At 35.6% G+C, this 15,258-nt stretch carries 13 protein-coding genes; 4 read left to right on the forward strand and 9 right to left on the reverse strand.

Annotated elements, in window-relative coordinates; genetic code table 11:
- A partial coding sequence (uvrC, locus tag VFS71_RS12450; protein WP_326401617.1) for an excinuclease ABC subunit UvrC occupies positions 1-998 on the reverse strand: 998 nt, incomplete at its 3' end.
- A 151-nt stretch (positions 999-1,149) separates the two neighbouring features.
- On the opposite strand from uvrC, the gene VFS71_RS12455 reads away from it, so the two are divergent.
- From VFS71_RS12455 to VFS71_RS12470, 4 genes are all read left to right on the forward strand, one after another.
- Positions 1,150-2,136, forward strand: a complete 987-nt coding sequence (locus tag VFS71_RS12455; protein ID WP_326401618.1) for a succinylglutamate desuccinylase/aspartoacylase family protein — start codon at positions 1,150-1,152, stop codon at positions 2,134-2,136.
- 63 nt (positions 2,137-2,199) lie between these two features.
- Positions 2,200-3,462: a pyridoxal-dependent decarboxylase gene (locus VFS71_RS12460; RefSeq protein WP_326401619.1), complete on the forward strand. Its 1,263-nt coding sequence runs from the start codon at positions 2,200-2,202 to the stop codon at positions 3,460-3,462.
- Positions 3,431-3,994, forward strand: coding sequence for a 5-formyltetrahydrofolate cyclo-ligase (locus VFS71_RS12465; RefSeq protein ID WP_326401620.1), 564 nt, complete (start codon positions 3,431-3,433; stop codon positions 3,992-3,994). The genes VFS71_RS12460 and VFS71_RS12465 overlap by 32 nt, the downstream gene beginning before the upstream one ends.
- 45 nt (positions 3,995-4,039) lie before the next feature.
- The gene (locus VFS71_RS12470; RefSeq protein WP_326401621.1) at positions 4,040-4,234 is read left to right on the forward strand and encodes a hypothetical protein; all 195 of its coding nucleotides are present in this window, start codon (positions 4,040-4,042) and stop codon (positions 4,232-4,234) included.
- Positions 4,235-4,294: 60 nt separating this feature from the next.
- Here VFS71_RS12470 and VFS71_RS12475 read toward each other — a convergent pair whose 3' ends face one another.
- From VFS71_RS12475 to gdhA, 8 genes are all read right to left on the reverse strand, one after another.
- Positions 4,295-4,897 carry a lipoprotein signal peptidase gene (locus VFS71_RS12475; protein ID WP_326401622.1) on the reverse strand — a complete coding sequence of 201 codons (603 nt, stop codon included), beginning with the start codon at positions 4,895-4,897 and terminating at the stop codon, positions 4,295-4,297.
- 85 nt (positions 4,898-4,982) lie between these two features.
- Positions 4,983-5,363: a TraR/DksA family transcriptional regulator gene (locus VFS71_RS12480; protein ID WP_077372364.1), complete on the reverse strand. Its 381-nt coding sequence runs from the start codon at positions 5,361-5,363 to the stop codon at positions 4,983-4,985.
- A gap of 4 nt (positions 5,364-5,367) precedes the next feature.
- Positions 5,368-8,829, reverse strand: a complete 3,462-nt coding sequence (gene ileS / locus VFS71_RS12485; RefSeq protein ID WP_326401623.1) for an isoleucine--tRNA ligase — start codon at positions 8,827-8,829, stop codon at positions 5,368-5,370.
- Between the two features lie 168 nt (positions 8,830-8,997).
- Positions 8,998-9,711: a DNA repair protein RecO gene (gene recO, locus VFS71_RS12490; RefSeq protein WP_326401624.1), complete on the reverse strand. Its 714-nt coding sequence runs from the start codon at positions 9,709-9,711 to the stop codon at positions 8,998-9,000.
- A 55-nt stretch (positions 9,712-9,766) separates the two neighbouring features.
- Positions 9,767-12,061 carry a T9SS type A sorting domain-containing protein gene (locus VFS71_RS12495; RefSeq protein ID WP_326401625.1) on the reverse strand — a complete coding sequence of 765 codons (2,295 nt, stop codon included), beginning with the start codon at positions 12,059-12,061 and terminating at the stop codon, positions 9,767-9,769.
- Between the two features lie 79 nt (positions 12,062-12,140).
- Complete coding sequence (locus VFS71_RS12500) at positions 12,141-12,656, reverse strand: GNAT family N-acetyltransferase (RefSeq protein ID WP_326401627.1); 516 nt, start codon at positions 12,654-12,656, stop codon at positions 12,141-12,143.
- Positions 12,657-12,765: 109 nt separating this feature from the next.
- Complete coding sequence (locus VFS71_RS12505) at positions 12,766-13,578, reverse strand: formylglycine-generating enzyme family protein (protein ID WP_326401628.1); 813 nt, start codon at positions 13,576-13,578, stop codon at positions 12,766-12,768.
- Positions 13,579-14,038: 460 nt separating this feature from the next.
- A partial coding sequence (gdhA, locus tag VFS71_RS12510; protein ID WP_326401629.1) for an NADP-specific glutamate dehydrogenase occupies positions 14,039-15,258 on the reverse strand: 1,220 nt, incomplete at its 5' end.

Genomic DNA, 15,258 nt, shown 5'->3' on the forward strand with positions numbered 1-15,258 from the left:
GTAATTTTTATCGTTGGTCCCAAATCTACTTCAAAAGGAACAATCACTTCCTTAGACATTAACTGAAAACGCTCTCGCAATTCTATTATGGCCAATTCCAGCAATTCTTCATCGGTTTCCTCTAACTTCTTCTTTATTTCCATGGTATGTGAACGAATAATCGATCCATGAGAAATTTGCAGAAAATTGATAAAAGCAGCACTTTCATCGGAAACAATTGAGAAAACATCAATATTGGTAATCTTTGGATTTACAATCGTCGAACGCGATTGGTAATTCTCCAGAATTTCTATTTTTTCTTTTATCTTTTGTGCTTCCTCATATTTCATGTCCTGAGCCAAACTGGTCATGAGACGCTTGAAATCTTTCATGCTCTCCTTGAAATTTCCCTTCAAAATTTCCCGAATGGCATCAACCTGTTTTTGATAATGTTCTAATGTTTCAAACCCTTCACATGGCCCTTTGCAATTGCCAATATGATATTCCAGACACACTTTGAATTTCCCGCTATCGATATTGCTTTTACTCAAATCATAGTTACAGGTTCGCAGTGGATACAACTCTTTTATTAAATCCAGAATCGTATGCACCGTTTTGAAATTGGTATAAGGTCCAAAATATTCCGATCCGTCTTTAACCATTCTGCGGGTGGCAAAAATTCGGGAAAAAGGTTCTTTTTTGATGCACAGCCAAGGGTAGCTTTTATCATCTCGCAAGAGTACATTATATCTTGGCTGCAAGGTTTTTATCAGATTGTTTTCTAATAAAAGGGCATCTGTTTCTGTAGGAACAACGATGTGCTTGATAGTTACGATTTTCTTAACCAGTACATTGGTCTTGGCAGCATCGTGAATTTTATTGAAATACGAAGAGACTCTTTTCTTAAGATTCTTGGCTTTGCCTACATATAAAATCTTCCCTTCCTTATCGTAATATTGATATACGCCAGGACCATCCGGTAGCGTTTGTATCTGCAGAGTTAAATTAGGGTTGATCATTTTTTTAAAAAGCTTCTGAGAATTAATTTGGTACGGCAAAAAAATCCCAATTCTTCATTTTTTCAAATTTACAAATAACAATCACGCAAACCAATATGATTTTTCTAATACCAAATAAATAATTTCTATATTTAGATTTTTATTTTATAACATGAAAGACTCAAGACCATTAGTGATTTTTGGCGAAAGTGTTTTGCCTGGAGAAAGTAAAACAATTCAACTGGAAATTGCCAGACTACATTCCACTACCAAACTAACGATTCCGATTATTATAAAACGTTCCAAAATCGAAGGTCCTGTCGTGCTCTTTTCGGGAGGAATTCATGGGGATGAATTTAACGGTATTGAAATCGTGAGGCAACTCATCAGCAAAAAAATAAACAAACCTAAAAAAGGCACTATTATTTGTATTCCCATTATAAACATATATGGTTTTATCAATAGATCAAGGGATTTTCCGGATGGAAGAGATTTGAATCGGGTATTTCCCGGAAGCAGAAAAGGATCATTGGCCAGTCGATTTGCCTATCATATCATCACCGACATCATGCCTCTGGTAGATTATGCCGTTGATTTTCACGCTGGAGGTGCCAGCCGATTTAATGCCCCTCAAATTAGACTTACACCAAATAACCCTGCTGTAAAAGTGTTAGCCGATGCTTTTAATGCTCCTTTTACTTTATTCTCAAAAAATATAGCAGGCTCATTTAGAAGTTCAAGTGAAAAAATAAATGTAAAAATGTTGCTTTTTGAAGGAGGAAAATCTTTGGATATTAATCACGAGGTAGCACAAGAGGGCATCAATGGAGTCAAGCGTCTTTTGAAACATTTGGATATGTTAGATCCAAAACAATTTGCTCCAGCTCAAAAAAAACAAACCATTTACATCGAAAAATCGGGTTGGCTGAGGGCCAAATGCTCTGGCTTATTGATAGACAACAATCTAGTTGGTCAGTTTGTAAAAAAAGGGGCTGTCCTTGGAATGATAACTGATCCTTTTGGAAAATTTGAACGAAAGATTAAAGCTCCGAATGATGGCTATGTCCTCAATGCCAATCATTCTCCCATTGTTTATCAAGGAGATGCTATTTATCATCTTTCCAATACAGGAGAAGACGAACAAGAAGAAGAAGATTAAAACCTAACAATTATCATATTTTCAACACTTCAACATTCTTATTTTTGAATAAAATTTGAGATTATGTTGTATTGGAAAAAGTTATCCCAAAAAGAGAGACAAGACCGCATTGAAAAAGCATTGGAGGAAAATGTCAATTTTACCCTTGATACATCTCTAGGCTATCCCGCCTCAAAACTGGACAGTAAAGTATATTATGAGGAAGCCTCGTTCTTGACCGATGCTCCCACTTTGAAAACTTATGTGGCCAATCCCAACCATATTGGCTGTCATACTTTGGGCACTTCAGAAAAAGCATTCAAGGGAACCCAGGAAATGGAACGTGAAGTCTTGGACGTACTCGCTGTCGATCTTTTTAAAGCACAACCCAAATCTTATGACGGTTATATTTCTCCTGGCGGAACGGAAGCCAACATTCAAGCCATTTGGATGTATCGCAATTACTTCAGCTATAAACTTGGTGCAAATCCATACGAAATTGCAATTCTAGCCTCCGAAGATACACATTACTCCATCCCAAAAGCAGCCAATATCCTGATGCTCGACTGGCTGAAAGTGCCTGTTGATTTTCACACTCGGGAAATTGACACTTTCCAATTGGAAAACATAATCTTAAAAGCCAAGAAAAAAGGAAAAAAATATTTTATTGTAATCTCCAATATGGGAACTACCATGTTTGGAGCTATTGATAATCCCAATGATTATGTTCAGGTTTTAGAAAAGCATCATTTGATTTATAAAATACACATTGATGGTGCTTACGGTGGATTTATATATCCGTTGAGCAACAAAGAATCGGAACTTAATTTTGAAAATCCAAAAATCAGTTCAATAACCATTGATGCCCACAAAATGTTGCAGGCTCCTTATGGTACAGGTATTTTTCTATGTAGAAAAGGTTTAATCGAAAATGTTTTGACCAAAGAGGCCGAGTACATAGAAGGAATGGATTTAACCCTTTGCGGCAGTCGTTCAGGTTCAAATGCTGTGGCCGTTTGGATGATTTTATTTACTTATGGCCCTTTTGGTTGGTGCGAAAAAGTGCGTGTTTTACAAATGAGAACCCAGTGGCTTTGCGACCACTTAGACGAATTGAAAGTAGCCTATTTTAGAGAACCATTTATGAATATTGTTACCATTCAAGCTCAATATATTAAAGAAGCATTAGTCAAAAAATTTGATTTGGTACCCCAAAAACACAATGGTGATAATTCATGGTATAAAATTGTGATCATGGATCATGTAGAAGTAGATCATTTGAGTACTTTTATAACCGATCTAAAAGAATCACTTTATGTTGAAAAAAGCATTACGAACGAAATATAAAGCACTACGAAACAAACTCTCCGAGATTGATATTGAAGAAAAGAGTTTGGCTATTTCCAATGAGATACTGAAACTTCCTATTTGGAATAAAACCTATTTCCATGTTTTTTTACCTATTGAAGAACAAAAAGAAGTCAATACGGAATTTATACTACACCTCCTGTCTGGAAAGGACAAAGAAATTGTAATTTCAAAAAGTGATTTTGAAACCAGAAACATGACTCATTTTCTTTTGACAGACAATACTCGAATACAAAAAAACGAATACAACATCCCTGAACCCATTGATGGACTGGAAGTTCCGACCACAAAAATTGATGTGGTTTTTGTACCTCTTTTGGCTTTTGACAAAAAAGGAAATCGTGTAGGTTACGGCAAAGGATTTTATGATAAATTCCTGTCGCAATGCAAACCCGAAACCATCAAAATTGGCCTATCATTCTTTGAGCCTGAAGAACTCATTTTGGACGTTTTTGAAAACGACGTGATGTTGAATTATTGTGTTTGCCCTAGTGGAATTTATGAATTCTAGTTTAGAAGTAGTATTTTTGCTTTTATAAAAACCTACACTAAAATTATGAAAATGTTTAAAACCCCAAAATTCGTTGCCCAAATCCTGATTATGCTATTTGCTTTTACATTGACAAACTGCAGTGTTAAAGTTGGACCAACTCATAGTCATGCTAAAGCAAAACCTATTCCCCCTGGACAAGCTAAAAAAATGACTGGCCAAAAAAGTGCCAAAAATTACGCTCCAGGGCATAATAAATAAAATAAAAGAGGCTGTCCTAGAAAGGTCAGCCTCTTTTATTTTATTCAAAAAAGCAAAATATTAATGTTTATGGAAAGCTTTTTTGTTGAATACTATCAAAATTCCAACACCAGTAGAAATAGCCACATCGGCAATATTAAAAATGGCGTTAAAAAAAGTGAAATTGCGTCCACCAAAATAAGGAACCCATTCTGGCATCGGATAATCTTTTATGAAAGGAAAATAAAACATATCAACTACTTGTCCGTTTAACCAAGTTCCATATGGATTGTCAGTAAATATTGTAGCCAATTGTTGGTGACTGTCGTCAAAAATGACTCCATAAAAAACAGAATCAATAATGTTTCCAACTGCCCCAGCCAATATCAAAGCGATTGCTACTATCAGATAATTGGAACTTTTTTTTCTTTCAACAGCATCCCACAACCAATAACCAATCCCAGTTACGGCAAAAAGTCTAAAAACTGTTAAGATCAATTTTCCATAGGCTCCAGGAATCTTAGTTCCCCAAGCCATTCCTTCATTTTCAATAAAATGAATCTGAAACCAATCGAATACATGAATCTCTTCTCCTAAAATAAAATTTGTTTTTACATATATTTTAGAAACTTGATCCACTAACAATATAAGAACAATAAGAAAGTACGCTTTGAATAATGACATTTTTGAATTTTTAAAGGCGTAAAAGTAATAAATTAACCAAAAAAAACGCTCCTAAAGGAGCGTTAATTATTGAATGATAAGACATTTATCTTTGTAAGTTTTTTGCCTCGATGCTCATTGTGGCATGAGGAACGATTTTTAGTCTTTCTTTTCCGATTAATTTTCCTGTAATTCTACAAACACCGTATGTTTTGTTTTCTACACGGAATAGTGCATTCTTCAAATCTCGTATAAACTTTTCTTGTCGAATTGCAAGTTGTGAGTTCGCTTCTTTAGACATGATTTCGCTACCTTCTTCAAATGCTTTAAACGTTGGAGATGTATCATCTGTACCATTGTTAAGGTCATTCATGTAGGCGCTTTTAATCAAATCTAAATCGGCTTGAGCCTTTACGATTTTAATCTGAATGATTTCCTTAAACTCTGCTAAATCAGCGTCAGAGTATCTTGCAACTTCATCTACCATAATACTAATTTTTTGTAATTGTTATTTTTGTTGTTATTCCGTCAAAGTCAATTTCCGTGCCATTCTCTATAATTTCTTCAAAAACAAGCACTTCTGTCAGTGTTTCTGATTTAATATAGTCTTCATTGGCCTTTACTGCTGTTTCCAAAGTATCATTATTTTGCAAATGAACTTTAATTTTATCAGTCACTTCAAATCCAGTATCTTTTCGGATATTTTGAATTCTGTTTACCAATTCTCTTGCAATTCCTTCTTGTTTCAGCTCGGGAGAAATTGTAATATCCAACGCAACTGTTATTCCGTTTGAATTGGCAACCAGCCATCCTTCGATGTCTTGTGACGATATTTCTACATCTTCTAGTGATAAAATTACACTATTTCCCGCAATTACAACAGTTAACGAGCCTTCTTTGTCAAATTGTGAGATTTGTTCTGTAGACAAATTCTGTATCTCCTTGGAAATCAATCCTATATCTTTTCCGAAGCGAGGCCCTAAAGCTTTGAAATTCGGTTTAATTTGTTTAATCAAAACACCGGAAGCATCATCCAAAAGCACGATTTCTTTTACATTTACCTCAGCTTTGATAAGGTCTGAAACTGCTTCTATTTCGAGCTTCTGATTCTCGTCAAGTACCGGAATCATTACCTTTTGCAGTGGTTGACGCACCTTAATCATCTCCTTTTTCCTTAGTGATAAAACAAGTGAAGAGATGGTCTGCGCTTTCTGCATTTTGCTCTCTAACATTTTATTAACATACTTTTCAACTGAAACAGGGAATTGAGCCAAATGTACAGACTCAAAATTTTCAGTTTGTGTAGCTTTTGTCAAGTCTTTATAAAGAGCATCCATAAAGAACGGAGCAATAGGAGCACTTAATTTACTGATGCTAAGCAAACACGTATAAAGTGTTTGATATGCCGCAATTTTATCTTGTGCATATTCACCTTTCCAGAAACGACGACGACATAAACGAACGTACCAGTTACTTAAATTTTCCTGTACAAATTCGGATATCGCTCGAGCTGCTTTTGTAGGCTCATAATCATCATAATAACCATCTACCTCAGCAATTAAAGTATTCAATTCAGAAATAATCCATTGATCAATTTCAGGTCTTTGATCTACAGGAATTTCAGCCTCTTCATATTTAAATCCATCAATATTGGCATACAAACTGAAGAATGAATAGGTGTTGTACAACGTTCCAAAGAATTTACGACGCACCTCAGCAATTCCTTCTAAATCAAATTTTAAGTTATCCCAAGGGTTGGCATTGGAAATCATATACCAACGCGTAGCATCTGGACCGTATTCTTTTAAAGTTTCAAAAGGATCGGCTGCATTACCCAAACGTTTAGACATTTTTTGTCCGTTTTTATCCAAAACTAATCCGTTTGACACTACATTTTTATAGGCTATTTTATCAAAAACCAAAGTTCCAATAGCATGCAAAGTATAAAACCAACCACGGGTTTGATCTACTCCTTCGGCAATAAAATTAGCAGGATAATCTTTGTTTTCGTCTATTTTTTCTTTGTTTTCAAATGGATAATGCCATTGAGCATAAGGCATCGCACCTGAATCAAACCAAACGTCTATCAAGTCAGCCTCACGCTTCATCGCTTTTCCTGATGCAGAAACTAACGTAATTTGATCGACTACATTTTTGTGCAAATCAATCAAATCATAATTTTCCTCAGACATGTTTCCAATCTGGAATCCCTTAAATGGATTTTCAGATTGAACGCCAGCCTGAACAGCTTTTTCAATTTCGTTGTATAATTCCTCAACTGATCCTACTAACATTTCTTCGGTTCCGTCTTCGGTTCTCCAAATTGGCAACGGAATTCCCCAATAACGAGAACGGGATAGATTCCAGTCGTTGGCGTTTTTTAACCAATTTCCAAAACGTCCTTCACCTGTAGCTTTTGGCTTCCAGTTAATGGTTTCGTTCAAGTCAAACATACGGTCTCTAACCTCAGTGATTTTTATAAACCAAGAATCCAAAGGATAATATAAAATTGGTGTATCGGTTCTCCAGCAATGTGGGTAACTGTGCACGTATTTCTCTACTTTGAATGCTTTATTTTCTTCTTTTAATCGAATCGCAATCTCTACGTCAATAGAACGCTCTGGTGCATTTCCATCTGTGTAATATTCATTCTTAACATATTTACCCCCTAATTCTCCCATATGTGAGGTGAATTTTCCTTGCAAATCAACCAAAGGAACTGGGTTTTCATTTTCATCCAACACTAACATTGGAGGTACTTCAGGTATAGCTTCTTTAGCTACTTTGGCATCATCAGCTCCAAAAGTTGGCGCTGTGTGCACAATTCCTGTACCATCTTCTGTAGTTACAAAATCTCCTGAAATAACTCTAAATGCATTTTCAGGATTTTGGTATGGTAATGCATATTGCATTAATTGCTCGTAACGAATACCAACTAAATCGGCTCCTTTACATTCTGCAAGTATATGAAATGGTATTTTTTTGTCGCCTTCTTTGAAATTTTCAAAATCAGATGGATCGGTACTTTCAAAAAATCCTTTCCCAAATTGTTTCCCAACAAGATTTTTTGCCAAAATCACATTCGATGGACGGAAAGTATATTGATTGAATGTTTTCACCAAAACATATTCAATTCTAGGTCCAACTGTCAAAGCAGTGTTACTTGGTAAAGTCCAAGGAGTTGTCGTCCAAGCTAGAAAATGAATTTCATCCAAGTCCAGTCTCTCTAACTTATAATGCTTTAAATCATTGGATCTTATGTAATCATAAAATGTATTAAAAACCAATTCTTTTTGGTCTTCAAGCACTTTAAATTGTGCGACAACTGTAGTGTCTGTAACATCTCTATAACTTCCGGGTTGATTTACTTCGTGTGAACTCAAACCAGTTCCTGCTTTTGGAGAATACGGCTGAATGGTGTACCCTTTGTACATCAAATCCTTGTTGTAGATTTGTTTCAACAACCACCAAACCGATTCCATGTATTTGGATTTGTAAGTCACATATGGATCTTCCATATCCACCCAATATCCCATTTTTTCGGTTAAGTCATTCCATACATCCGTATAACGCATTACGGTTTTCTTACACGCTTCGTTATACTCCTCTACGGTTATTTTTTTTCCAATATCTTCTTTGGTGATCCCAAGTTCTTTTTCTGTACCCAATTCCACAGGTAAACCATGAGTATCCCAACCGGCTTTACGCTTTACTTGAAATCCTTTTTGGGTTTTATATCTGCAAAAAATATCTTTAATCGCACGTGCCATTACGTGGTGAATTCCAGGCAATCCATTAGCCGAAGGTGGTCCTTCAAAAAACACGAAAGGCTCATTTCCTTCGCGAGTGGTTACACTTTTCTCAAAAATGTTTTTTTCCTTCCAAAAATCCAGTACCTCTGATGCCACTGTAGGCAAGTCAAGTCCTTTGTATTCAGTAAATTTTGTACTCATTTTATCCTTTTCTTAATCGTGGTGCGAAAGTAATAAATAGTTATGAATTATGAGTTATGAGTTATGAGTTTTTGCGCATGAGGAATTGTAGCCGTATTCTTTCTTGAAACAGTGACGAAATAAAAAATATAGAAAAAAGCCTGAACTGAAATTTTTGGTGACAAATTTTCAAGAAAACACTTCTTTCAAAACATCCAAAGATTTTGGTCTTTTGAATCCGTCGAGATGAAAACTGTAATAATCGATTAAAATTTTTAAAAGCAATTGTCTTTCAATGACATGAAACGTTTTTTGATCGTTATCAAATTTCAACTGAATTAGTTTTTTGAACAACTGGGTTTCGTGTTCTGTAAGTGAACTAATGGCATGAAAAGGTGTAAAAACCCCTTCTATCATTTCAAAAAAAGGCATGTCTATATCTGAAGTGTCCGGATAAAATCCAAGGTATTTTGTGGTTTCCAACATTAGAATCAAATGGAAATTGGAAATTTCATCATGCTGATCTAACCAATGCAAAGCAGTTTCGAGAAAAGTAAACAAGGATTCGTTTTTCTCTTCTTCATGAATCGAATGATGTAGAATTTCGGAAAGAAACAAAACTATGGTACTTTTGAAAATATCCGAATGTATCGAATGAAAGGGAGACGAAATTTTCACCTCTTTGAAATTTTCCAAGATTCCTTTATTTTTATGAACGGCTTCAATTTCTATAATGGTCAAAGGTTGAAAATAAGCCATTTTTTGACTTGCTTTCCGAGACGAAAAAGCATCACGAACAAAGTACGACTTCAATCCACTGGATAAAGTAAAACATTTTACAATCAAGCTTTTCTCTTGAAATTTTAATGTTGAAATTACGATGGCTTTGGTTTTGACTAGCAAAATTGAATTGTTAGATTATTGGACTTCTTAGAATTTAAGACTTTTGAACTTTCGACTATCTAATTATCATCACTTTTTTGACTTTGGTTTCAGTACCATCTTGAGCTGATATAAAAATCATATACACACCCGATGCCACTCTGTATTTTCCGAAAGCGGTGGTATCCCATTCTAAAGTTCCCCCTTCGGATATGGCTTCGTAAACCAGATTACCTGCCACGTCTGTAATTTTTATATTTGCTTTATTAAGCAATCCATTTATTTTCACCGTACCCTGATATTCTGGGCGAACTGGATTGGGATATACATATACACTATTTAAGTTTTCACTTGCCGACGTCGCAATTCCTTTGAAAGAAATCAATCCTTTGGATGTCGCAATAAAAACCTCCCCCGTACTGCTGTTGATACTAATGTCGTTTATTACATTACTCGGCAATGGAGAATTATCCGTTGTAAAATGATACTTGGTTTCTTGTCCGTTTGGAGATACCATAAATACACCTGCATCAGCAGTAGCAATCCATTTATTGTTCGCACCGTCTACTTCAATATCGCTTATAAATTGTTCATAAAGTAATTCCTGGGCTAGATTATCCTCCAAAATAATGATACTCTCAGTAGTCAACTGGCTCTCAGTTTGAAAATTGTTCACATTAGACAAAACTCTCAATCCTTTGGTTGTTCCTATCCAAAGTTGATTCTTGGTGTCTATTGCAACTGTTCTGACATCTTGAATAGGTAAATTCCCTTGATCTGCACCAAAAGTAATTTTTTTGAATGTATTACTGCTTTCGTTAAATCCTATCACACCGTTTTTATTCGTTGCGATCCATTTAGTTCCATATTTATCGATAACCATTGTGGCAAAATCATTACTATTATAATCCGACAGAATTTTATCCATGGTATAACTTTTCCATTGTCCACTAGAACTTAACATTTTTAAGCCATTTGCAACCCTACAATTGGTCACCCACAAATTACCGGATTTATCAAATGCCGTTCCGTTGATTCTTATGTCAATATAATTGGGATCTGGTGGACTAATGGCCAGTGATTCTAAACCGCTGTTGGTTTGATTGTACAAAATCGTTGGAATATCTTTTTCTATTTTTAACAAGCCAGAGAAAAAAGAACTGGCATAAACTTCATTTTCATTGGTTGGATTAACAGTAATTCGGGACATCGATTTGGCTCCAAAAACGTTATCAAAAGGAATATTCAACCATCCGGAGCCAGAAAATTTACTTATCCCAAAATCATCCAATGGGTACGGATTATATTCAATATCATAATCCCCATAGACAGTCCAAAGCTGTGTTGGAGTAGCATGCATGGAAAAGATATTGTTTCGGGATGGTCCAATGGGTGTTATGTTTTCATATGCTGAAGCATTTGAAAGAGAAGTAGTAACCAATCCATTCTCGTTTGTACCAATATAAATTATATCACTTATAACTGTAGCACAGCTGAATACTGAATTTATTTCTGGGACTTCATTTCTGTTTATTTGGCGCTGTAATACCATCTGTTTATTGTAAATAAAAACGGTATTGGCTGTCGTTATAATGAAATAATCTGCAGTGGAACGAAAATTTGTAGTTGCTTCCGATAATGGCAAAAACCCATTAAATGTATTGGAACCCGAATCGTATTTGTGAACGTAGCCTGCTGCATTTACTGCATATAATTCGGTTCCAAATGATACTATTCCAGACCAATCACCTGTGTTTGTCATTTGCCATTGTTTGAAATCGATTAAATTGGGATTGGTTGTATCCCCTTTTCTAATTCCGCTTGAAGTAGCCGCATAAATAAATCCGTTGTAAATCGCTGTTTGAGAAACTTTGATTTCGGCACCGTTGTCGCCTATGAAATAGGTATCACCAAACTTGGATGTGGCCAGATTGAATTGTACAATCCCAAAATCGGTGGAAACATAAAGGATTCCGCCAAATTCCATGAAATTATTGATTCGTTTTATGTTGTTCGGCAAATTTTTGTTGATGATATCAACCACTTTGAGCATCGATCCATCGGCTTCGTTGATAATGATTAATAGTCCGTTTTGATATCCTACAATAGTTTTATTAAAAGTTGGGCTGTAATAAAGCGCCGTAATGGTTTCGCCTGAAAGTCCATCCACTGTTGTGGTGGTTTTTATAATGTTTGTATTGTTGTTTTTGGAAAACAGAGCATTTTCGGAAGCGGCATAAATAGTCGTTGGCGATTCGGAAACGGCTTTGATTTGAGTGTACGAAAAATATCCTTGCCAAGACAAATTGGTTTGAGCAAAAGTGATTTGAAGCACAAATAAAAAAAATAGATATAAAAGCCTTTTTTTCATTGAATCGATATTGGTTCACAAATATAGCACAAAGGAAAGAAAGAGGGGTTTTTGAATGGGGATTTGGAGTAAACCTAACTTATAAAGATTTAGTTAGCACTTTCTCATATGCTTTTCTTTGCCCTCCTCTGAAATATACATGCCCACATAAAGTGTAACCTAATTTTTCAAAAACTTTCATCATTGCAATATTATCAAAATTCGTGTCTGCTTTTACGCTGTATATGTTGTTATGGATTGCAAAATCTTCTATACAGCCAATCATTTTTTGGGCACAGCCTTTTCCCAAATACTTTTCGGAAATAGCCACACGGTGGAAAACAACAAAATCATCATTGGTTAGCCACTTCCCTTCAATTTTGGCATATTCCGGTTCGTCATTGATCAATACTGCACAATATCCGACGATTGTTTCTCCATCGGTCAAAACAAATCCTTCTCCTTTTTCAATGTCTTTTTGCACCACCTCAGGGTTTGGATAACCATCTTGCCATTGGTCACTTCCTTCTTCTTTTCTCCTTAATATAGCCAATTGTAAAATATCCCATATTTGAGGGATTTCAGAAATTTCAGCTTTTCTAAATTGGTATTCCATTATTGTGGTTTGTGTTTTTTATGTAATTGTATTGACGTTTTGGCTTGCGATGTAACGGATTAAGGAAATCTAAACCCATCATATTGTTAAACGACGATTAAAAGTTGTTTTATTTACTTTTTGCTATTCTAAATCCGAAACCATCATTTCGTGTTGCACGAGGTGATTGATATCTAACTTCCGGCATATGAATTCCATATTCTAAGGGCTTTCCGTCCGCACCTTGTGTTTCGTAAAACCAACTGACACCTTTTGAAATTCTAGATTCTCCGTCTGTTGGCCCTTGTGGATTTTTCTTGCTTACTAAACTATCCTTTTCGGGGTTATACCAATCAAAAACCCACTCACCAACATTTCCTGTCATATCATAAATACCAAGTTCATTAGGTTTTAAAAGTCCAACTTTATGAAAAGTGCTGTCAGAGTTTTCTTTTACCCAGCCAATCTCAATGGGATCATTACTGCCACTATATCTATATCCTTTTGTTTTCTTTCCGCCTTTAGCAGCATATTCCCATTCTGCTTCGGTCAATAGTCTTCCGCCTGCCCATTTGGCAAAATCATTTGCTTCGTCCCAAGTAGCAAGCATAGGGTTTTCATCTATCCATCTATAATATACCTTTTTCCCGTAAGCATTCTCTATAGGTGGTTCCGGCATTTTTATACCAGTGCTTTCGCAAAATTTTCTAAACTGCTTAACTGTTATTTCATATTTACTTATATAAAAGTCATCAAGTTCAACTACACGATTTGGGCTTGTAAAGCCTTTTATCGTATCGCCTTTTGGACTAATAATTACCTGATTCTTACCTTGTTCAAAAGTTCCACCATCTACAAAAATCCATTCAATTTTATCTTGACTTTGCTTGCAAGAATTGAATACTAAGAATCCGATCAATATTAAAAATATTTTCTTTCTCATTATTTAGCTTGTTGCTTTTTAAAATACTGCCAACTATATATACAGGATACAAAGTGCAGCAAACCCACCCAAAACCGGATAAACACTAACTACTCAATAACCTTTTTCTATTGTTTCCAAATATATTGAATAATGCTAACAATTTCCTAAGAGTTTTTTTTGAATGTGTGATTTTACTTTTGATTTTGAAAGAACATAAATATCTCGTTTCTTTTGAAGTTGTTGTGTTCGCGAAAGGGATAGAAACTAGCTACCGAAGTAGCGTGGATAGCCCGACCACATTATAGAAAGGGGGCGAATATGCGACACCTAATGTAGCCCCTTTTTATAATGGGGTTTCGCCCACACGAGCTTTTGCGAACTGACGAAGTAAATACCATTAGAACTGAATTTTATAAGCACAAAAAAATGCCTTTAATCTTTACAGAAAAAAGGCATTTTTAATAGTATTAAAAGAATATTATACCACTCCTTGAGCAAGCATAGCATCGGCAACTTTTACAAATCCTGCGATGTTAGCTCCTCTTACGTAGTCAACATACCCAGTTGCATCTGTACCATATTTCACACATGAAGCGTGAATGTCTTTCATGATCATTTTTAATCTTTCGTCCACTTCTTCTGAAGTCCAACTTAAACGCAATGAATTTTGAGACATTTCAAGTCCTGAAGTGGCTACTCCACCAGCATTTGAAGCTTTTCCTGGAGCGAATAAAATTTTAGCTTTTTGGAAAACGTGAACTGCTTCTGGTGTAGAAGGCATGTTTGCTCCTTCGGCAACACAGATACATCCATTTTCAACAAGCAATTTTGCTTCGTCTTCATTCAATTCATTTTGAGTTGCACAAGGCAAGGCTACATCACATTTTACTTCCCATGGACGTTTACCAGCCACATATTTTGCATTTGGATATTTTGCAACATAATCGCTGATTCTTCCTCTTAACTCATTTTTGATTTCCATTACATGCGCCAATTTAGCTTCATCAATTCCGTCTGCATCATAGATATATCCTGCAGAATCAGACATAGTCACTACTTTACCTCCTAATTGAATTACTTTTTCGGCAGCATATTGAGCTACGTTTCCAGATCCAGAGATTACTACTGTTTTCCCAGTGAAGCTTTCTCCTTTGGTAGCCAACATACTTTGTGCAAAATATACATCTCCGTATCCAGTTGCTTCCGGACGGATTAATGAACCTCCGAAAGAAATTCCTTTACCAGTTAAAACTCCGGTAAACTCATTTACTAATCTTTTGTATTGACCAAACATGTATCCAACTTCTCTTCCACCAACACCAATATCTCCGGCAGGTACGTCAGTATCGGCACCAATATGTTTCGATAATTCAGTCATGAAAGATTGGCAAAAACGCATTACTTCATTGTCTGATTTTCCTTTTGGATCAAAATCGGCTCCTCCTTTTCCACCACCCATTGGTAATGTAGTCAAACTGTTTTTGAAAGTTTGCTCGAAAGCCAAGAATTTCAAAATACTTAAGTTTACTGAAGGATGGAAACGAATTCCTCCTTTATATGGTCCGATAGCAGAATTCATTTGAATACGGTATCCTCTATTTACTTGTGTATCACCTTTGTCATCTTCCCAAACTACTCGGAACATAATGATACGATCTGACTCGACCATTCTTTCCAAAATCATTTTATTTTGGTATT

Origin of the sequence: Flavobacterium sp., from assembly GCF_035760125.1 — a bacterium.
GTDB lineage: Bacteria > Bacteroidota > Bacteroidia > Flavobacteriales > Flavobacteriaceae > Flavobacterium.